General features: G+C 65.9%; 22 protein-coding genes. 15 read left to right on the top strand and 7 right to left on the bottom strand.

Going from position 1 to position 17137, the window contains the following annotated elements; translation table 11 throughout:
* Nucleotide 1 precedes the first annotated feature (1 nt).
* From cydB to HWX14_RS26685, 3 genes are all read left to right on the top strand, one after another.
* The gene (cydB, locus tag HWX14_RS26695) at nt 2-1009 is read left to right on the top strand and encodes a cytochrome d ubiquinol oxidase subunit II (RefSeq protein WP_011545622.1); all 1008 of its coding nucleotides are present in this window, start codon (nt 2-4) and stop codon (nt 1007-1009) included.
* Nucleotides 1010-1187: 178 nt separating this feature from the next.
* The gene (locus HWX14_RS26690) at nt 1188-2108 is read left to right on the top strand and encodes a bestrophin family ion channel (RefSeq protein WP_175885323.1); all 921 of its coding nucleotides are present in this window, start codon (nt 1188-1190) and stop codon (nt 2106-2108) included.
* 93 nt (nt 2109-2201) lie between these two features.
* On the top strand, nt 2202-2615 hold the full coding sequence (locus tag HWX14_RS26685; RefSeq protein WP_175885322.1) for a VOC family protein: 414 nt from the start codon (nt 2202-2204) through the stop codon (nt 2613-2615).
* 22 nt (nt 2616-2637) lie between these two features.
* Here HWX14_RS26685 and HWX14_RS26680 read toward each other — a convergent pair whose 3' ends face one another.
* The 4 genes from HWX14_RS26680 to HWX14_RS26665 all read right to left on the bottom strand — a co-directional run bounded on the left by HWX14_RS26680 (nt 2638) and on the right by HWX14_RS26665 (nt 5137).
* Nucleotides 2638-2988, bottom strand: a complete 351-nt coding sequence (locus HWX14_RS26680; RefSeq protein WP_175885321.1) for a DUF1493 family protein — start codon at nt 2986-2988, stop codon at nt 2638-2640.
* The gene (locus HWX14_RS26675; RefSeq protein ID WP_175885320.1) at nt 2988-3419 is read right to left on the bottom strand and encodes an STM2901 family protein; all 432 of its coding nucleotides are present in this window, start codon (nt 3417-3419) and stop codon (nt 2988-2990) included. The genes HWX14_RS26680 and HWX14_RS26675 overlap by 1 nt, the downstream gene beginning before the upstream one ends.
* Before the next feature lie 339 nt (nt 3420-3758).
* A complete protein-coding gene (trpS, locus tag HWX14_RS26670; protein WP_175885319.1) occupies nt 3759-4772 on the bottom strand; it encodes a tryptophan--tRNA ligase in 1014 nt (337 codons plus the stop codon).
* A gap of 209 nt (nt 4773-4981) precedes the next feature.
* A complete protein-coding gene (locus tag HWX14_RS26665; protein WP_175876061.1) occupies nt 4982-5137 on the bottom strand; it encodes a hypothetical protein in 156 nt (51 codons plus the stop codon).
* A gap of 476 nt (nt 5138-5613) precedes the next feature.
* On the opposite strand from HWX14_RS26665, the gene HWX14_RS26660 reads away from it, so the two are divergent.
* The 4 genes from HWX14_RS26660 (at nt 5614) to HWX14_RS26645 (ending at nt 7748) form a co-directional block, all read left to right on the top strand.
* Entirely contained in the window at nt 5614-6279 is a 666-nt protein-coding gene (locus tag HWX14_RS26660; RefSeq protein ID WP_175885318.1) for a hypothetical protein, read from the top strand.
* A 79-nt stretch (nt 6280-6358) separates the two neighbouring features.
* On the top strand, nt 6359-6691 hold the full coding sequence (locus HWX14_RS26655) for a RebB family R body protein (protein ID WP_174432906.1): 333 nt from the start codon (nt 6359-6361) through the stop codon (nt 6689-6691).
* A gap of 192 nt (nt 6692-6883) precedes the next feature.
* Nucleotides 6884-7243, top strand: coding sequence for a RebB family R body protein (locus tag HWX14_RS26650; protein ID WP_175885317.1), 360 nt, complete (start codon nt 6884-6886; stop codon nt 7241-7243).
* 181 nt (nt 7244-7424) lie between these two features.
* Nucleotides 7425-7748 (top strand): RebB family R body protein, encoded by a 324-nt coding sequence (locus HWX14_RS26645; RefSeq protein WP_175885316.1) that lies wholly within the window; start codon nt 7425-7427, stop codon nt 7746-7748.
* 83 nt (nt 7749-7831) lie between these two features.
* Here the strand turns inward: HWX14_RS26645 and HWX14_RS26640 are convergent, their stop codons facing one another.
* The gene (locus HWX14_RS26640) at nt 7832-8506 is read right to left on the bottom strand and encodes a Crp/Fnr family transcriptional regulator (RefSeq protein WP_175885315.1); all 675 of its coding nucleotides are present in this window, start codon (nt 8504-8506) and stop codon (nt 7832-7834) included.
* A gap of 410 nt (nt 8507-8916) precedes the next feature.
* On the opposite strand from HWX14_RS26640, the gene HWX14_RS26635 reads away from it, so the two are divergent.
* The 4 genes from HWX14_RS26635 (at nt 8917) to HWX14_RS26620 (ending at nt 11203) form a co-directional block, all read left to right on the top strand.
* Nucleotides 8917-9474, top strand: coding sequence for a sigma-70 family RNA polymerase sigma factor (locus tag HWX14_RS26635; RefSeq protein WP_175885314.1), 558 nt, complete (start codon nt 8917-8919; stop codon nt 9472-9474).
* 12 nt (nt 9475-9486) lie between these two features.
* Nucleotides 9487-9882, top strand: a complete 396-nt coding sequence (locus HWX14_RS26630) for a RebB family R body protein (RefSeq protein ID WP_244130348.1) — start codon at nt 9487-9489, stop codon at nt 9880-9882.
* A gap of 34 nt (nt 9883-9916) precedes the next feature.
* Nucleotides 9917-10522 (top strand): hypothetical protein, encoded by a 606-nt coding sequence (locus HWX14_RS26625; protein WP_244130347.1) that lies wholly within the window; start codon nt 9917-9919, stop codon nt 10520-10522.
* A 234-nt stretch (nt 10523-10756) separates the two neighbouring features.
* On the top strand, nt 10757-11203 hold the full coding sequence (locus tag HWX14_RS26620) for a hypothetical protein (protein ID WP_175885312.1): 447 nt from the start codon (nt 10757-10759) through the stop codon (nt 11201-11203).
* Between the two features lie 207 nt (nt 11204-11410).
* Here HWX14_RS26620 and HWX14_RS26615 read toward each other — a convergent pair whose 3' ends face one another.
* Entirely contained in the window at nt 11411-11698 is a 288-nt protein-coding gene (locus HWX14_RS26615) for a hypothetical protein (RefSeq protein WP_175885311.1), read from the bottom strand.
* A 363-nt stretch (nt 11699-12061) separates the two neighbouring features.
* Here HWX14_RS26615 and HWX14_RS26610 point away from each other — a divergent pair, with 363 nt between their 5' ends.
* The 4 genes from HWX14_RS26610 to argE all read left to right on the top strand — a co-directional run bounded on the left by HWX14_RS26610 (nt 12062) and on the right by argE (nt 15748).
* Nucleotides 12062-13393, top strand: a complete 1332-nt coding sequence (locus HWX14_RS26610) for an NAD(P)/FAD-dependent oxidoreductase (RefSeq protein WP_175885310.1) — start codon at nt 12062-12064, stop codon at nt 13391-13393.
* A 75-nt stretch (nt 13394-13468) separates the two neighbouring features.
* The gene (locus tag HWX14_RS26605) at nt 13469-13906 is read left to right on the top strand and encodes a RidA family protein (RefSeq protein WP_175885309.1); all 438 of its coding nucleotides are present in this window, start codon (nt 13469-13471) and stop codon (nt 13904-13906) included.
* 8 nt (nt 13907-13914) lie between these two features.
* Nucleotides 13915-14592: a DUF1028 domain-containing protein gene (locus HWX14_RS26600; RefSeq protein ID WP_175885308.1), complete on the top strand. Its 678-nt coding sequence runs from the start codon at nt 13915-13917 to the stop codon at nt 14590-14592.
* Nucleotides 14585-15748, top strand: a complete 1164-nt coding sequence (argE, locus tag HWX14_RS26595) for an acetylornithine deacetylase (RefSeq protein WP_175885307.1) — start codon at nt 14585-14587, stop codon at nt 15746-15748. Before HWX14_RS26600 ends, argE begins: the two co-directional genes overlap by 8 nt.
* A 76-nt stretch (nt 15749-15824) precedes the next feature.
* Here the strand turns inward: argE and HWX14_RS26590 are convergent, their stop codons facing one another.
* Nucleotides 15825-16748 (bottom strand): LysR substrate-binding domain-containing protein, encoded by a 924-nt coding sequence (locus HWX14_RS26590; RefSeq protein ID WP_175885306.1) that lies wholly within the window; start codon nt 16746-16748, stop codon nt 15825-15827.
* Between the last annotated feature and the right edge of the window lie 389 nt (nt 16749-17137).

Raw genomic sequence — 17137 nt, 5'->3', positions numbered from 1 at the left:
CATGCACATCGATCTTCCTGTCGTCTGGGCCGCGATCATCGGCCTCGGCGTATTCATCTACGTGATGCTGGACGGCTTCGATCTCGGCATCGGGCTGCTGTTCCCGTTCTTCGATGCGAAGGCCGAGCGCCAGGTGATGCTCGACACCGTCGCGCCGGTGTGGGACGGCAACGAGACGTTCCTCGTGCTCGGCGGCGCGGGCCTCTACGGCGCGTTCCCGGTCGTGTATTCGACGCTGCTGCCGGCCAATTACCTGCCGCTGGTGCTGATGCTGGTCGGGCTGATCTTCCGGGGCGCGGCATTCGAGCTGCGCGCGAAGGCCACCCGCACGCAGCACATGTGGGATCTCGCGTTCATCGGCGGCTCGGCGCTGGCGGCGTTCTGCCAGGGGATCGTGCTCGGTTCGCTGCTGCAGGGCATCAAGATCGAGAACAACCAGTTCGCGGGCGGGCCGTTCGACTGGCTGTCGCCGTTCAGCATGATGTGCGGGATCGGCGTGCTCGTCACCTATGCGACGCTCGGCTGCGGCTGGCTGATCCTGAAGGTCGACGGCGAACTGCAGCGCAAGATGCGGTTGCTGATGAAGCCGCTCACGGGCGTGCTGCTCGCGGTGATGGGCGTGGTCAGCCTGTGGACCGTGATCGGGCTGCCGGCCGTCGCGCACCGCTGGTTCGGCAGCGGCAACCTCGGCTGGTTCCTGCCGGTGCCGATCCTCGTCGTCGCGTGCGTGTGGGGCATCTTCCACACGGTGAAGCGTGCGCACGAGGCCACGCCGTTCCTGCTGACGCTCGCGCTCGTGTTCCTCGGCTACACGGGGCTCGTGATCAGCATCTGGCCGAACATCGTGCCGCCGTCGCTGACGATCTGGGACGCGTCGTCGAGCCATTCGAGCCAGTTGTTCGCGCTCGTCGGCACCGTGATCGTGCTGCCGATCATCCTCGTGTACAACGCGATGCAGTACCGCGTGTTCCGCGGCAAGGTGCGCGAGGGCGACATCGGCTATCACTGAGCGGCTATCGCTGAGTGGCAAGCGAGGTGACGGGGCGCGGCGCTCGCGTATCATCACGCGCGGCGCGGCCTGATCCGGCATCCGACCGAAAAGCGGCCCGCCACGCGCGGGCCGTTGCACATTAGGTGCGGGCGCAACGGGTTGCGTTGCGTATTCCTTTGGCAGTCGAGAAAACATCATGATCGTCAGACCACGACAGAACTGGCTCCGGATGCTGTTCGTATGGAACGGCTCCGTGCTGCAATCGATCATTCCGCAGCTCGTGTTCATGGCGATCGTCAGCACGCTGGCGGTCTTTACGAACGGGCGCATCTTCGGCGAGAAGATTCCGCTGAACACCGCGCCGTTCACGCTGTTCGGGCTCGCGCTCGCGATCTTCCTCGGGTTTCGCAACAACGCGAGCTTCGAGCGCTTCAAGGAGGCGCGGCATCTGTGGGGCAACCTGCTGATCGCCGCCCGCGCCGTGACGTCGCAACTGCATCGCTACCTGCCCGACGGCGTGAGCGACGCCGAGCGCAACCGGCTCGCCGATTTGCTGATCGCGCTCGCGTATGCGCTGAAACACCAGCTGCGCCATACCGATCCGAGCGCGGACCTGCAGCGCATTCTCGGGGCGGAGCGCACGACCGCGCTCGGCGGCAAATGCTACAAGCCGGTCGCGATCCTCGACGAACTGCGCGGCGGCATCGTCCGTGCGCTGGGGCGCGCGCCCGGCAGCGACGCGACCTGCTGGATGTTCGAGACGCAACTCGACGAGCTCGGCAAGTCGGTCGGTGGTTGCGAGCGCATCCTGTCTACGCCGATCCCGTTTTCGTACAGCGTGCTGCTGCATCGCACCGTGTATGCGTATTGCGTGCTGCTGCCGTTCGGGCTCGTCGATTCGACGGAGTTCTTCACGCCGCTGATCTGCGTGTTCATTTCCTACACGCTGATCGCGCTCGAGGCGATCGCGAACGAGGTGGCCGAGCCGTTCGGCCTTGCGCCGAACGCGCTCGCGCTCGATGCGATCACGCGCACGATCGAGCGGTCGGTGCTCGAACTCGGCGATCGGCCGATGCCCGAGGAGTTCGTGCCGGCGTCGACGTATCAGATCACGTAGGCGGCGGGGGCGGTAGTGTAGTCGTCGGTAAGGTTGATCGGCTGGAGCGGGGGCGGTTGTGTAGACTCGTGCTCGTTCAATGGAGCCAACACCATGCAACTGCTTGATCACGTGTCGATCGGTGTGCCGGATATCGACCTGGCACGCCCCTTCTACGATGCCGTCATGGCTGCGCTCGGCGCGACCAAGGTTTATGACCGGGCCAATGCGCTCGGCTATGGCGAACGTTGCAGCGCGAATGATCCGGAGTCGACTTTTCTGGCGGTGTATCTGGATCCCGCTGAAGTCGGGACGAGCAAGCGGCACTGGTGTTTCAAGGCCGCTTCCCGTGAGCAGGTGCATGCGTTTTTCGAGGCAGGGCTCGCGACGGGTGGTCAGTCCGACGGCGAACCCGGCTTGCGGCCGCAGTACCACGGCGACTACTACGCGGCTTTTCTGGTCGATCCGGCCGGCAACCGGGTCGAGGCCGTGTGTCACGCGGCGGGGGCGGTGGGCGAGGGGGCGTGACGGTGGTGATGCCCTGCGGTCGTCAGTTTTCGATCGCCTCGGAGTCCCACGTCCCGAGCGATATCGCTTTGCTCAGCATGCCGACAGTCAAGGCATGTCGCTGGAACGTATGGGGCTTTCCGAACAGGTATTTTCGCAACACGTGATATAGCAGCCCCTCGCCCTCCATCAGGAAGTAACGCCCAAAATCGTAGTCTCCGCGATCGACGTCGAATCGGTCGAAAAAGCGTTCCATGAAGATGTCGGCGTCGTCTCCGGTCTGCCCCAGGTCGTCCGAGATGGAGGTTTGCTCTGTAATACGGCGCTTGTCCGAGACAGCGGCTTCCTTGCGAACGAACGCTTCCAGCGCTTCCCAGTTGTGTCGGTCGCCCATTAGAAAATCCTGTCCTCTGGTTTCACAATCCGGTTGTACCGGTAAATGGTGCTCCGGACAATATGGAAGACATCCGTTCCAAGTATCACCCAGCCGACACCCGGTATGGTTCGTCCGACAAACACGGCCAGCCGATGCGTCAGGATGATCCGCAATCTCTTGATGCTGTTCAGCGTGACGGTCGGCAATACCTTGCGCTTGAATTCATACCGGAATATCGACCTCGACATGACTGATGCGACGGACGTGCCTCGGGTCGTGCCGGACGGCTTGGCTCGGGTTGGAAGAATGGGTAGACCCGACAGTATCAGAACGACCGCCTCGACATCGTCGATGCCGAGCTGCTTGCAGGTTTCGTCTGCGGCAATCAGGAAGAACAACTCGATCGGAGTCAGGTTTCGTTCGTTTCGGTAGCAATAGGTGGTATTCACGCGGTGCCCTCGGGATATAGGCGATGCAGGCCGCACGCGTTGTACGTCCCCGTTCGCCATCGTTGTTGTTGGCGGGCTACGTTAGCGAAGTCGTCTTTGCGGGGCAATGTCGAAGGTAGGCCAGCTGCTGCGGTGGCGTTGACGAGCGACTCACGCGAGAGCCACACGACAGCCGTTTCTGGCCGCGTGGTGGCGGAAAGGCCGCACGGACCGCTCGCGCAGCCGGTCTTTTTCTTCGATGTGATGCCAGGGACGGAAGGTTTTCGAATTGTTGCCGATTGCGTTCCATGTCGAGCGTGCATCGCGTAGTGAGCGCAATGCACGCCGCCATTGCATCGCTCAATCGAAATACGTCAGCCCCATCGCCCCCTTCACCTCCGCGAGCGTCGCCCCCGCCACTTCCCGTGCATGCAGCGTGCCGCGCTTCAGCGTCGCCATCACTTCGGCCTTGTCGGCCTCGAACTCTCGACGGCGCGCACGGATCGGCTCGATCAATGCCTGTAGCCGCTCGTTCAGCACGCGCTTGACGACGCTGTCGCCGAGCCCGCCGCGGCGATAGTGGGCCTTCAGCTCGTCGACCTTCGCCACGTCCGGCTCGAATGCATCGAGGAACGTGAACACGACGTTGCCCTCGACCTGGCCGGGGTCGCTCACGCGCAGGTGGTTCGGGTCCGTGTACATGTCCTTCACGGCCTGCGCGATCTCGTCCGGCGTCGAGCCGAGCGTGATCGCGTTGCCGAGCGACTTGCTCATCTTCGCCTTGCCGTCGATGCCCGGCAGCCGCGTGACCGACGACAGCACGGCCTCGCATTCGACCAGCACCGGCTTGTCGACGGTCGCGTTGAAGCGGCGCACGAGTTCGTTGGTCTGCTCGATCATCGGCAACTGATCGTCGCCGACCGGCACGTGCGTCGCCTTGAACGCAGTGATGTCGGCTGCCTGACTCACCGGGTAGGTCAGGAAGCCGGCCGGGATGTCGCGCTCGAACCCGCGCAGGCGGATTTCTTCCTTGATGGTCGGATTGCGTTCGAGGCGCGCGACCGTGACGAGGTTGAGCAGGTATTGCGACAGCTCGGCAAGCTCGGGCACCTGCGACTGCACGACGATCGTCGAGATCGCCGGGTCGATGCCGACGGCGAGATAGTCGAGCGCGACCTCGATCACGTTCTCGGTGACACGCTGGCGGCGTCCCATGTTGTCGGTCAGCGCCTGCGTATCGGCGAGCAGCAGGAACTGCGTCGCCTCGTGCTGCATCTGCACGCGTGCGCGTAGCGAGCCGATGTAGTGGCCGAGATGCAGCGGGCCGGTCGTGCGGTCGCCGGTGAGGATGGTCGGGCGGGTGGGTTGCGTCATGGTCGTCGTTGACTCCGGGTTATCGAAGCCGCCAGCCATGATGTCAGCGCAGAAACGCAAATGCCGCCATGGCTGGCGGCATCACGTTTGGGACATGCAAAAGGAAACGGGCCGCCTGGGTCAGGCGCGCCACCAGCAATACACGATCGGCGAGGCGGGTTTTGTTTCCATCGCGGCAGTATAGCGTAGTGCGCGGGCGGACGTGTGCGTCAACGGATCACCGACTCCATCGCGAGGTAGGCGGTTTCGGCGGACGGCCACAGCAGGTACAGCAGGCCGGCCATCAGCAGCCACGCGCCGGCGCGTACGAGCGGCGTGCGGTCCTTGTCGCGCGGGGGACGGGTGGGCTGCGTCGATTTCTTCATGCTTGCAGGCGCGGGGTGCGCCACTCCAACGGTTACTGCAACGGGTCGCGCGGGGCGAGGCCGGGGTGTTGCGGGGTTCTACGGGGCTGGGGTGCTGTTCGGCGCCCGGGTCATCCGGACACGAGCGCAGAGTTTACCAGCCGTTCGGCTTTGAAAAAGGGGACAGTTGAGAGGCCGTGCCGGCCGTCCGCGTCGAGGTGACCGGGATCCTACCAGTTCGATGGGCAGGACACAGTCAAGAATTGTCGGGAACGGCCGCGGTCGCGCCGCGCCGGCCGATTTCACAGACACGTCGCACGGTTCGTCCTTGCAGCAGTCCTGCCGAATTTCCGGCAAGGCCGTCGCTCATCCCTTTCCCGGAGAACCCCATGCGATATCCGTTGCAGCACGCCGACCAAGCCGCCGTGGCGCGGCGTCCATCCGACACCGAACCGCACGTCCCCGTGCCGCGAGCGAACCTCGAGGAGGTGTGAGCCATGAGCAACGAAGCACTCGACCCGCTGCTGCGGCAGCTCGCGGAGAAGCGGCTGGGGCGGCCTCTCGAGCCCGGCGAAGAACAGGCGCTGCTGGAGCGGCTGCCGAGCCGGCACGGAAACCCGCCGGCGGCTGCCGCCGGCCCGGCCACGCAGGCGAGCGCCGCGAAGCCGCCGTTGCCGCAGTTCAAAACCCGGCAAGAGGCGCGCGAACAGGTCAAGCATTTTCTGCAGCTCAATCAGCAAAAGGCGTACGAGAAGATGCGCGGCATCCTGCAAACGATCGACACGCAGAACGAGACGACCCTCGGCATGCTCGCGTCGGAACAGCGGAAAGTATCGGGGGTGCTCGACGCGCACGAGTCGGCCGGCGACGCGCAGGCATCCGGCCCGGCCGGGATCCAGGACAGCACCCGCGAGGCGCTGACGATGATTGGGGAACAGTTGACGGGCCTGATCCGGCAGGAAATCGAAGCATGCTTCCGCCAATACGGCGATGCGCTCGCGGAACGGCTCGCCGAAGGGCTTGCAGAAGGGCTTGCCGAACGGCTCACCGCCAGGCTCGACGCGATGGAGGACCGGTTGCACAGCATCGACGCCGGCCCGCCCGAACCCACCGAACCCACTGCCGCCGTTCACGATACGCCCCGCCCAGCGTCCATGGAGTAGCACGCGGGTCATGCGGCCGAACGCGAAGCCGGCCGGCCCCGTGTGCGACCTCTCAACTACGTGAACCAAGGAGCAACAAATGGCTGATACGTGTCAAGTGTGCCAGGTCAATCCCGCGATTACCGATGCGGTCACACAGGTCAACGTCAAGGTGGTCGCGGAAGCGCCGGCAATGGCGATGGGCTCGCTGTACCAGGCCCAGAGCCATTCGCTCAGCATCCTGTTCGAGAACGCGGTGCAGCAGCAGTCGCAGGCCGCGATCCAGTCGCAAACGTCGACGAACGTGGGGACGATGCAGCTCTACACGATCGGGCCGGAAAGCGCGGGCGCGGCCGCCACGGAAATCGGCGCGAACGGGATCATTTCCATTCTGGCCGACGTGATCGCGATCGGGAAGGCCGTGGCCAAGTAGTCAGGCGTCGTCGCAGCACCGTGGTCGAGCGGCGGCGCAAGCGGTACGCGCCGCCGATACCGCCGCCGTGCCGCGGATCGCAGCATGACCGCCGGCGCCTGACCAACGGTGCCGCGTGGTGTTCCGGAGCAAACGACAGAGCGGGCAGAGCCGATTCGATGCGGCGCCCGTTCGCGAACCAGGAGAAATACGATGGCAAACGACGTCAACGATCCGCTTGACACGAAAGACCCTTGCAAGACCTGTGCGGTCAACGCAGCGATCACCGACGCGGTCACGCAGACCAACGTCAAGGTGGTCGGCGAAGCGCCCGCGATGGCAACGGGCTCGCTGTACCAGGCCCAGAGCCATTCGCTCAGCGTGCTGTTCGAGAACGCCGTGCAGCAGCAGTCGCAGTCGGCGGTGCAACTGCCGACCTCGACGAACGTGGGCACGATGCAGCTGTACACGCTCGGGCCGGCGAGCGCGGGTGCCGCCGCGACCGAAATCGGCTCGAACGGCGTGCTGTCCGTGCTGGCTGACGTGCTGGCGCTCGGCAAGGCGCTGGCCTGACGCGTAACCCGGCGTCGGCGCCGGGCGGCGGCCCCGATCGCGGTGGCTGTCGCCCGGCGCCCGACGTCGTTTCGACGCCCATGACGCCGAACACCCGGCCGCGTATCGCCGACGCCGACCGATCCCACCCATGCTTTCGCCACGACTGCGCCGCAGCGGCGAGCAAATCAGGAGCAACGACATGCCGGAACAGGTTTCCCCTGCGATGACCGATGCCGTCACGCAAGCCAACGTCAAGGTAGTGGGCGAAGCGCCCGCCGTGGCCTTGGGCACGCTGATGCAGTCGAACAGCCATGCGTCCGCGATCCTGCTGCACAATGCGGTGCAGATGCAGGCGAACCAGGCGGCGTCCAACCTCGCCGCCACGACCGTCGGCATCATGCAGCTCTATGCGGGCTCGCCGGTGGCGCAGGCCGCCGCGGCGCGGTCGGCGAACGACAGCTTCGTCTCGCAACTGGCGGCCATCGCGCAGTTGATGAACGCCCTCGGCCACGGGCGCGGCTGACCTTCACCGCGCGCCGCGCAACGCGGCGCGCTATCTGCCCGCACGGCGGCGCCGCGTCACGCGCGCGCTTGCCGGGGCGGGCGTCAATTGGCGTCGACGATGGTCCGGAGCTGCTCCGGTTTCCGAATCGTCACGCCGTGTTCGTGTAGCCGGATCAGGCCGTCGCGCTGCATCTTCCGCAGGCTGCTGTTCAGCCGCGGCCGGCTGACGTTGAGCATCGCGGCGAGGATGCTCTGGTTCTCCGGCAGCGGCACCTCGAGATCATTCCCTTGCATGCGGTTCAGCAGATGGCGCGCGAGCCGTGCTTCGAGCCGGTACAGGCACGCCGACTCGACGAAGTCGCTCAACTGGTGAATGTGCCGGCACAGCTGCTCGTGGATGCGCGCCATGAATTCGGCGTTGACCTGCAGCGGCGCGAAGTGCTGGCGATGCAGCAGCGACACGCGGCAGTCGGGGCTCAACTGGGCGGTGAAGCTGCGCCGGTGCGCGCGAATCAGCGTGTTCTCGCCGATGAGGTCGCCCGGCATCGAGTGGCCGAGAATGATCTCGCGTCCGCCGGGTTCGTGCAGCGTCTTGTAGACGCGGCCGTGGTGCACGAACGCGACGAATTCCCCCGGATCGCCCTTGAAGAACAACAGGCGATTGCCGTGCTCGGGCCACGGCGTGACATGCCGCTCGATGTGGGCGAGCAGGTCTTCCGGAAGATCGGCGAGTATCGGTATATTGCGCAGCGTTTGAGCGTTAGCAAGGGCAGGCATGTTTTCCGCGCGAGGTTGTTTGACGATACGGCCACCTAGCGAAAAACGCTGCCTTCGGCATTGCGTGAAAAATGAATAATGAAAGTATTGAAATAATCGGCGAGCGGCCCGGACCGGGCGGCACTTCGGCGGCAAGCGCGCGGGTTCGGCCGACAGGGAATGCGGTAAGCCGGCGCCGGGACGCATCGCGGCGGCAGTCGTTTTTTTTCATCGCAATGCCGTTATTCAGTCAGGCCCGCGGCGTACCTGAAACGACGGATCGGGCTATGCCGGTGAATTAAAATTTCCGTTCATAATAATCAAGAAAATTTACCGAAACCGATTATCGTTATATCGGTGTTACACGGGTAACAGCGCCATTCGCGGCATCGAATCGATTCTGTGTTTTCCATAAAAAAGGAAGACACGGGATGACAACCTCGAACCAGCACGCTGCCCCGCCGCCCGAGTCTCCGGCGCAGCAGCTCGACCGCACTTGGCGGGAAATGCAGGGGAAATTGCGGCGCCGCGCGCGCCTGTTGTGCAAGGGTGATATTCACCGTGCCGACGAACTGCTTTCCGATACCGCACTCAAGGTCCACATCTACCTGCAGCGCTCGCCCGAGCGCGTGCGGAACCTGACGGGCTTTCTCTTCCTGGCGCTGAACCACGCGTTCCTCGATGGCGCGCGCCGCCGTCTGCGCGAAAGCGGGATGCTCGAATTCGACCCGGGCTGGGACGACGATCACGCCGTCGAGCTGGCCGGCCACGCGCCGTCGGTCGAGCAGCAGCTCCTGCTCCGGCAACAGCTGCTGCGCCTCGAGCAGGCGCTGTCGATGCTGTCCCCGCAGCAGCAGATGCTGTTCACGCTGAAGTTCGAGGAGGATCGGCCGTATTTCCACATCGCCGCGACGCTCGGGATCAACGAGCCGCTGGCCAGAAAGCGCGTCGAGCTGCTGCGCAAGAAGTTGCGCGAGGAACTCGCATGAGCGCGTTCACGAATGCCGGCACGCAGCGTTCCTAACGGCATGCGCGGCGTCGATGGCCTGCCGGCCCGCCCGTTCCTTCAATCGCATGCCGGAGCCGAGATCCGAGGAGGCCTCGTGGCAGACAAAGTCAATGAGCAGATTACCGACGCGCTGACGCAGACCAACGTCAGCGTCGTCGCGGGATCGCCGGCCCAGGCGCTGGGCATGCTGTACCAGATGTTCAGCCAGGCCGTCGGCATCTCGGCGCAGAACATGACCCAGCAGCAGGCGGCGCTGAACCAGATTTCGAACGCCGTCGTGTCGAAGGCCGTGGCCATGATCCTGTCCGTCGAAGCCTCGCCGAAGCCGCCATCGGGCGGCGCGTCGCTGCCCGCGGCGGGCGGCTCGCCGACGGGTTCCACGCATTAGTTCGCGACGACTATCGGGATTCCTGATCATGAACATGAAAGGTCTTTTGGGCGGACGGGCAGACGGCGCGACGCAGGCGCCGGACGATGTCGCGGACGCCTCAGCCGAAGCAACGGCGCGCGCCGAGGTCGCGCCGCACGACGCCGCGGCGCCGGCAGGCAAGCGCGCGTGGCCGGTCAACCGGGCGCGCAGGTTCACCGATGCGCTGAAGGCGCCGGACCAGATCGCGGGTGCGACCGGGTCCGCGCCGTCGGCGCTGCAGACCGTGCAGGCGATCAACGCGGAGACGGCGTCCTACGCGACGACGCAGATCGCCGTCGGCCCGAACATGATGATCACGCAGGCCGGCGGCATGGTCGCGCAGGCGGCGGCCAACTACTTCGAGGCGACGACGTCGCTGGCGATCGCGGGCAAGAGCGTGCTGATGAAGGACCTCGCGCAGAAGACCGTCGACGAGGACGTGAAAGGCATGGCGATGGATGCGGTGGGCCTGCTGTTGACGGACCTGTTCGTCGCGACCGCGGCGATCGTCGCGGGCGCGGCGGAGGCGATCGAAGGGGAGGCCGCGAGTGTCGCGCTCGACCGGATCGACGAAAGCCTGCAGAAGTATCAGGCGTTGCTGGACAAGAAGGGCACGTAAGACACGTAACGCACGCAGGGCGCGGCGCGGATGACGAACGTCGCGGGCAATCATGCCGCTGAATCGCGGGGCAATCGCGTGCCACGCGTGCAGCGGGCGAAACAGTCTCAATCGACACGACCCGCCGGGCCGGCAGGCCCGATGCGGGATGTGAGCGGCGGGCGCGACGCACGTTCCGGGTCGAACACGTCGCGGCCTGCCACCGGCAGTCCTGTCCAATCATGTGAGGAACCCATGTCCTACATCATCCAGAACGTACACGGTCTCGCGCCGCTGGGAGTTGGCGAGCGCAAATGGGGCGATGCGACGGAAATCGATTTCGGCGCGATGACGAGCTGCATCGCGCTCGTCGAGCAGACGCCGGGCCAGCCGACGTTGGTGCGCGGCATCCATCTGTCGATCGTCGGCGACGGCGGCACGAAGGTCTACGATACGGCGGCGAATGTCGCCGGACAGGTCGAGACGATCATGCAGCAGAGCGGCGACATGCGTGCGTGCCTCGGGCGCATCGACGTCTGGCAGGCCAACGTGTCGCAAGAGGTGCAGGATTTCTTCGCCGCGTTGATGATGAGCCTCGGCATGATCAACTGGGTGCAGGTGCCGGACGGCAACCTGCGGGTGCGGCTCCACGGCGGCGTGATGCAGTATCAGAAGGGCACCGACGCGTGGGCCAACGTGTAGCCGACAGTTGATCGGGCAATCATGCAACGGCGCAAGGTCATAAAAGGGTGCGGCCATCTCCTGTCGGACGAGGCCGCATTCAACCTGATCTGGATAAGTGTGATGACACGCAGTTTGCGCTCGGTTACCGGCGCGCTTCAGCATCGAAGTCTGATTTTTAACCCGCTTCGCACGGAGGTTGCGCATGCTCCGCGCGGCGAGTCGTCACTATTCACGATGCTCGTGTTCATGCTCATGCTCGCGCCACGGATCACGATCCCGCGGATGACGATGCCTCCACTCGTCGCGTTCCCAGTAGCGATGGCCGTCCCAGTAGCGGTCGCCGTGCATGCCGATCTCGACCGATACACCTGCCGCCGGGGCGCGGTCTCGCTCTTCGTACCTGGGTTGCGGTGCGCCGTAGCCTTGCGCGAAGGCCGTGCTGGTCGCAGCGAGTGCGCCGCCTGCCATGAGGGTCGCCAGAATTCGACGTGTTGCAATTGTCATGGGTTTCATCGAGCCGTCCTCCATTGAATACTCGGCAACGATGAACGAGCATGCTTCGTTCCTGTATGGCGCGGCAGATGCTGCGCTCGTATTTCGACCCTGCCGCCGAGTTTCCTTGCCGCCAGCGCCGATCCGGTGTCGGAACGCAGGATGTCTGCGTCGTCGCGGGCGGGAAACGCAAGCGCGCTCCCACGCATAGCGAGGGCGCGATAGCGGCATCGCAGATCGACCCCCAGCTTTTTTCTCGTCAACAACCACAAAAAACCTCATTTCGCCCACGCGTGGCTGTCAGCAGAATGTCTCCATTCCCACTCGCGCGGCGGCACAAGCACCGGAGCCTCGCGGCGAGCCGCACTTCCGAAGGAGACAGCCGTGGCAGTCGAAACAACCTCAATCGATACGCTCGTCGTCGGCGCCGGGCAGGCCGGCGTGGCCATGAGCGAGCACCTGGGCAAGCTGGGCGTGCCCCACCTCGTGCTGGAGCGCGACCGTATCGCCGAACGCTGGCGCACCGGGCGCTGGGATTCGCTGGTCGCGAACGGCCCCGCGTGGCACGACCGCTTCCCCGGCCTCGAATTCGACGGACTCGATCCCGATGCGTTCGCAACGAAGGACCAGGTCGCCGACTACTTCGAAGCGTATGCGCGCAAGTTCGGCGCGCCGATCCGCACCGGCGTCGAAGTGAAGCAGGTCGTGCGCAACACGGGCAAGCCGGGCTTCGTCGTCGAAACCTCGGACGGTACGTTCGAGGCGAACCGCGTGGTGGTCGCGACGGGCCCGTTCCAGCGCCCGGTGATTCCGCCGATCGCGCCGGACGACGCGCGCGTCGTGCAGATCCATTCCGCCGACTATCGCAACCCGGGCCAGCTTCCGGCAGGCGCGGTGCTGGTGGTCGGCGCCGGTTCGTCGGGCGTGCAGATCGCCGACGAGCTGCGGCGCGCGGGCCGGCAGGTGTATCTGTCGGTCGGCCCGCACGATCGCCCGCCGCGCGCGTATCGCGGCCGCGACTTCTGCTGGTGGCTCGGCGTGCTCGGCGAATGGGACAAGGAAGTCGCGACGCCCGGCCGCGAACACGTGACGATCGCGGTGAGCGGCGCGCGCGGCGGCCATACGGTCGATTTCCGCGCGCTCGCGAACCAGGGCGTGACGCTGGTCGGGCTGACGAAGTCGTTCGACGGCGGCGTGGCCGTGTTCGAACGCGATCTCGCGACCCATCTCGCGCGCGGCGACGAGAACTACCTGTCGCTGCTCGACACGGCCGACGCGTACGCGGCGCGCAACGGCCTCGACCTGCCGGAAGAGCCGGACGCCCGGCGCATCCTGCCGGACCCCGACTGCGTCGCGCATCCGATCCTGTCGCTCGATCTCGCCGGCGCGGGCGTCACGTCGATCGTCTGGGCTACCGGCTATGCGGTCGACTACGGCTGGCTGAAGGTCGACGCGTTCGGGCCGAACGGCAAGCCGCAACATCAGCGCGGCGTGTCGAAGGAGCCGGGCATCTATTTCCTCGGGCTGCCGTGGCTGTCGCGGCGCGGCTCCAGCTTCATCTGGGGCGTGTGGCACGACGCGAAGCACATCGCCGATCACATCGTCACGCAGCGCAAGTACCTCGCGTACCACGATGCGTCGCAGCATCGAGCGGCCGCGCAATCTGCGCAATCTGCGCAGCCCGACGCCCGCCCGCTCGCCGAAGCGGCGAACTGATTCGCTGACATTACGCGCTTCGCCGCGACCGCTTCCGGCGCGGCGGCCGAACCCACCGACACTCGAAGGACCTCGATGAGCCAGCCTACCCATACGCGTATCCGCATGTTCAACACGAAGGATACCTACCCGAACCAGACGCTCGACAACGATCTGTGCCAGGCCGTGCGGGCCGGCAACACCGTCTACGTGCGCGGCCAGGTCGGCACCGATTTCGACGGCAACCTGATCGGCCTCGGCGACCCACGCGCGCAGGCCGAACAGGCGATGAAGAACGTCAAGCAGCTGCTCGAGGAAGCCGGCAGCGACATCACGCATATCGTCAAGACGACGACCTACCTGATCGACCCGCGTTATCGCGAACCCGTATACCAGGAAGTCGGCAAGTGGCTGAAGGGCGTCTATCCGATCTCGACGGGGCTCGTCGTCTCCGCGCTCGGCCAGCCGCAGTGGCTGATGGAGATCGACGTGATCGCGGTGATCCCCGACAACCGGCAGCCGAACCGCGCATAGGAGGCGACATGACTTTCTCCATCGTCGGGCGCTGCCCGGAGACGGGCCAGCTCGGGATCGCGATCAGCTCGTCGAGCATCGCGGTGGGCGCGCGCTGCCCGTGGGTGCGCGCGGGCGTGGGCGCCGTCGCGACGCAGAACATCACGCTGCCGGCACTAGGCCCGCAGATCCTCGACCTGATCGAGCACGACCAGCTCGCGCCCGCCGCGGCGCTCGACCGTGCGTTGAGCGCGAACGGCTGGAGTCAGTACCGGCAGGTGACGGCGATCGACGGGCAGGGGCACACCGCATGCTTCACCGGCAAGGAGGCGCTCGGCACGCATCACGCGGTGCAGGGCGAGCAATGCGCGGCAGCAGGCAATTTGCTGGCCGCGCGGGCCGTGATCGACGCGATGGTGCGGGCCTTCGAGCACGCGCCCGGGCTGCTCGCCGATCGCCTGCTGGCCGCGATGCACGCGGCGATAGCGGCCGGCGGCGAGGCCGGGCCCGTACATTCGGCCGCGCTGAAGGTGGCCGGCGACGTGACCTGGCCGATCGTCGATTTGCGCGTCGACTGGGCCGATGCCGATCCGATCGGGCAGCTCGATGCGCTGTGGCGCGCGTATCGGCCGCAGATGCAGGACTATCAGACGCGCGCGCTGAACCCGACCGCCGCGCCGAGCTACGGAGTGCCGGGCGATGCGTGATCCGTCGACCCGTGCGCTGCTCGAACGGCTGATCGGCTTCGCGACGGTCAGCCGCGATTCGAACCTCGAAATGATCGGTTTCATCCGCAACTATCTCGCGGATTTCGGCGTGGAGAGCGAACTGTTCTACAACGCGGAACGCACGAAGGCGAGCCTGTACGCGACGATCGGCCCGCGCGATCGCGGCGGCGTTGCGCTGTCGGGCCATACCGACGTGGTACCCGTCGACGGGCAGGCTTGGACGGTCGAGCCGTTCCGGCTGACCGAGCGCGACGGCCGCCTGTACGGCCGAGGCACGGCCGACATGAAGGGCTTCATCGCATCGGTGCTTGCCGCCGTGCCGGCGTTCGTCGCGCGGCCGCTGAGCGTGCCCGTGCATCTCGCGTTTTCCTATGACGAAGAGGTCGGCTGTCTCGGCGTGCGCCCGATGCTCGACGCATTGGCGGCGCGCGAGCATCGGCCGCGCCTCTGCCTGATCGGCGAGCCGACCGAACTGAAGCCGGTGCTCGGTCACAAGGGCAAGCTCGCGATGCGCTGCCACGTGAAGGGCGCCGCGTGTCACTCGGCGTACGCGCCGTCGGGCGTCAACGCAATCGACTATGCGGCGAAGCTGATCGGCCGCCTCGGCGAGATCGGCGCGGCGCTCGCACACCCCGAACGACACGACAGCCGCTTCGATCCGCCGTTCTCGACCGTGCAGACGGGGCTGATCAAGGGCGGCCGCGCGCTGAACATCGTGCCGGCCGAATGCGCGTTCGATTTCGAAGTGCGCGCGCTGCCGGATTTCGAGGCGCACGACGTGCCGAGAAAGCTGCAGGACTATGCGGAATCCGAACTGTTGCCGAAGATGCGCGCGGTGCAGACCGATACCGACATTCAATTGCAGCCGCTCGGCGCGTATCCGGGGCTGGCGACCGCGCCGGACAGCGAGGCGGCGCGCGTGCTCGCGCTGCTGAGCGGCTCCGATGCGTTCGGCACGGTAGCGTTCGGCACCGAGGGCGGGCTGTTCGGGCAGGCCGGCATTCCGACCGTCGTGTGCGGGCCCGGCAGCATGGACCAGGGGCACAAGCCCGACGAGTTCGTCACGCTCGAACAGCTGCACGGATGCGACGCGATGCTGGGTCGCCTGGCCGCGTATCTCGCTTCAGCCGCCTGAACGGGCGGCCGACAACGCACGCGCCGCATCCGGCGGCGCGTGCGTTCTCCTGTTCGCTATCGCGACCCTGTCGTCCTCATCGCGCCGCTTCCGCGACGATCTGCGCGAGCCGCTCGCGGCAGAAATCGACGAACGACTGCGCCTGTTTCGTGAGCTGGCCGCGCTTCAGCCGCGCGCTCACGAGCCCCGACGGGCTGACCGTTTCGCTGAGGCCGATCGTCACGACGCGCTGGCCGTCGTACGTATAGTCGGAATGCGGACGCGTGACGAGCAGCGAGAAACCGAAGCCCTGGCCGACCATCCCGCGCACCATCTCGATCGACGGCGAGCCGAACACGATGTTCGGCGTGAGCCCGAGTTCATGAAACAGGCTGACGAAGTACGTGCGGCTCGGCTGCACGTCGAGCAGGATCATCGGCTCGACGCACAGGTCGCGCAGCGACACGTGCGTCTGCCCCGCGAACCGGTGATTCTCCGGCAACAGCACGTACGGCTGCTGCGGCGGCATCAGCGGCTCGGTTTCGATCGTGCCATCGAGATCGTGGTCGTACATCAGCGCGAGATCGAACGTGCCGGACGTCAGCCCCTGCACGAGTTCCTGCTGGTCGCCGTCGCGCAGCCGGATGTTCACGCCTGGGTAGCGCTCGCGAAAACCCGCGATCAGTTGCGGCAGGTAGAGCGGGGCGACCGTCTCGAAGCAGCCGATGTCGATCTGCCCGGCGATCACGTCGTTGTCGGCGAGCGCGTTCTGTTCGAACTCGTGCGCGATGCGCAGCAGTTCCTGCGCTTTCCGGTAAAAGCGCGTGCCGCTCGGCGTCAGCGACACGCCCTGTGCGTGATGGCGAATGAACAGCTTCACGCCGAAGCTCTCTTCCAGCCCCTTGATCGCGCTGGAAATCGACGGCTGCGCGATGAAGAGCTGACGCGACGCCTCGGCGACGCTGCCGGATTCGACCGTCGTGATGAAGTATTTCAGTTGCCGCAAAGTGTAGTGAGCCACAAGCACCTCGGATGCCCGCCCCGGCGTGCCGCCGCGGGCGCATGCGCGTTCCATGGGGAAACAGACCCTGGCACCTTACCCGAACTCGATCGGCGCCGAAATTTCCGCTGCAGAGCTTTTTCGTATGTCGCGGAAATATTTTTAGTATTTTCCGGTCCCGATGCACGTGGCGCACCATCGTCTCCAACCTGGATCGCGACGCGGCCGCGTGCGCCGGCGGGACATGTCATCCGTCCCCGCTTGCGGCGCACGCGCCGCTTCGTTCGGCGCCGCCGCGCGTGCACGCGGCGCGGCGTCGTTCGCGTATCCGGACCGATTGCCGGCGCGCACCCCGACGCGCGCCGGCGGAAACGGCAAGCGCGCATCGCGCGCAGGACAGGAGACTTCAC

Source organism: Burkholderia sp. BCC0044 (assembly GCF_902832955.1).
GTDB lineage: Bacteria > Pseudomonadota > Gammaproteobacteria > Burkholderiales > Burkholderiaceae > Burkholderia.
Note: the sequence above shows the minus strand (reverse complement) of the source record. Positions and strands in the feature narration are given on the sequence as shown.

What these genes read in the sequence shown, in the direction of transcription:
- cydB (WP_011545622.1), top strand. Translation starts at nt 2, where the DNA reads ATGCACATCGATCTTCCTGTCGTCTGGGCCGCGATCATCGGCCTCGGC.
- trpS (WP_175885319.1), bottom strand. Translation starts at nt 4,772, where the DNA reads ATGACGCAACCCACCCGCCCGACCATCCTCACCGGCGACCGCACGACC.
- HWX14_RS26680 (WP_175885321.1), bottom strand. Translation starts at nt 2,988, where the DNA reads ATGGGCGACCGACACAACTGGGAAGCGCTGGAAGCGTTCGTTCGCAAG.
- HWX14_RS26615 (WP_175885311.1), bottom strand. Translation starts at nt 11,698, where the DNA reads ATGAAACCCATGACAATTGCAACACGTCGAATTCTGGCGACCCTCATG.
- HWX14_RS26640 (WP_175885315.1), bottom strand. Translation starts at nt 8,506, where the DNA reads ATGCCTGCCCTTGCTAACGCTCAAACGCTGCGCAATATACCGATACTC.
- argE (WP_175885307.1), top strand. Translation starts at nt 14,585, where the DNA reads ATGCGTGATCCGTCGACCCGTGCGCTGCTCGAACGGCTGATCGGCTTC.
- HWX14_RS26605 (WP_175885309.1), top strand. Translation starts at nt 13,469, where the DNA reads ATGAGCCAGCCTACCCATACGCGTATCCGCATGTTCAACACGAAGGAT.
- HWX14_RS26690 (WP_175885323.1), top strand. Translation starts at nt 1,188, where the DNA reads ATGATCGTCAGACCACGACAGAACTGGCTCCGGATGCTGTTCGTATGG.
- HWX14_RS26625 (WP_244130347.1), top strand. Translation starts at nt 9,917, where the DNA reads ATGAAAGGTCTTTTGGGCGGACGGGCAGACGGCGCGACGCAGGCGCCG.
- HWX14_RS26660 (WP_175885318.1), top strand. Translation starts at nt 5,614, where the DNA reads ATGAGCAACGAAGCACTCGACCCGCTGCTGCGGCAGCTCGCGGAGAAG.
- HWX14_RS26635 (WP_175885314.1), top strand. Translation starts at nt 8,917, where the DNA reads ATGACAACCTCGAACCAGCACGCTGCCCCGCCGCCCGAGTCTCCGGCG.
- HWX14_RS26645 (WP_175885316.1), top strand. Translation starts at nt 7,425, where the DNA reads ATGCCGGAACAGGTTTCCCCTGCGATGACCGATGCCGTCACGCAAGCC.
- HWX14_RS26630 (WP_244130348.1), top strand. Translation starts at nt 9,487, where the DNA reads ATGCCGGCACGCAGCGTTCCTAACGGCATGCGCGGCGTCGATGGCCTG.
- HWX14_RS26685 (WP_175885322.1), top strand. Translation starts at nt 2,202, where the DNA reads ATGCAACTGCTTGATCACGTGTCGATCGGTGTGCCGGATATCGACCTG.
- HWX14_RS26620 (WP_175885312.1), top strand. Translation starts at nt 10,757, where the DNA reads ATGTCCTACATCATCCAGAACGTACACGGTCTCGCGCCGCTGGGAGTT.
- HWX14_RS26655 (WP_174432906.1), top strand. Translation starts at nt 6,359, where the DNA reads ATGGCTGATACGTGTCAAGTGTGCCAGGTCAATCCCGCGATTACCGAT.
- HWX14_RS26650 (WP_175885317.1), top strand. Translation starts at nt 6,884, where the DNA reads ATGGCAAACGACGTCAACGATCCGCTTGACACGAAAGACCCTTGCAAG.
- HWX14_RS26665 (WP_175876061.1), bottom strand. Translation starts at nt 5,137, where the DNA reads ATGAAGAAATCGACGCAGCCCACCCGTCCCCCGCGCGACAAGGACCGC.
- HWX14_RS26600 (WP_175885308.1), top strand. Translation starts at nt 13,915, where the DNA reads ATGACTTTCTCCATCGTCGGGCGCTGCCCGGAGACGGGCCAGCTCGGG.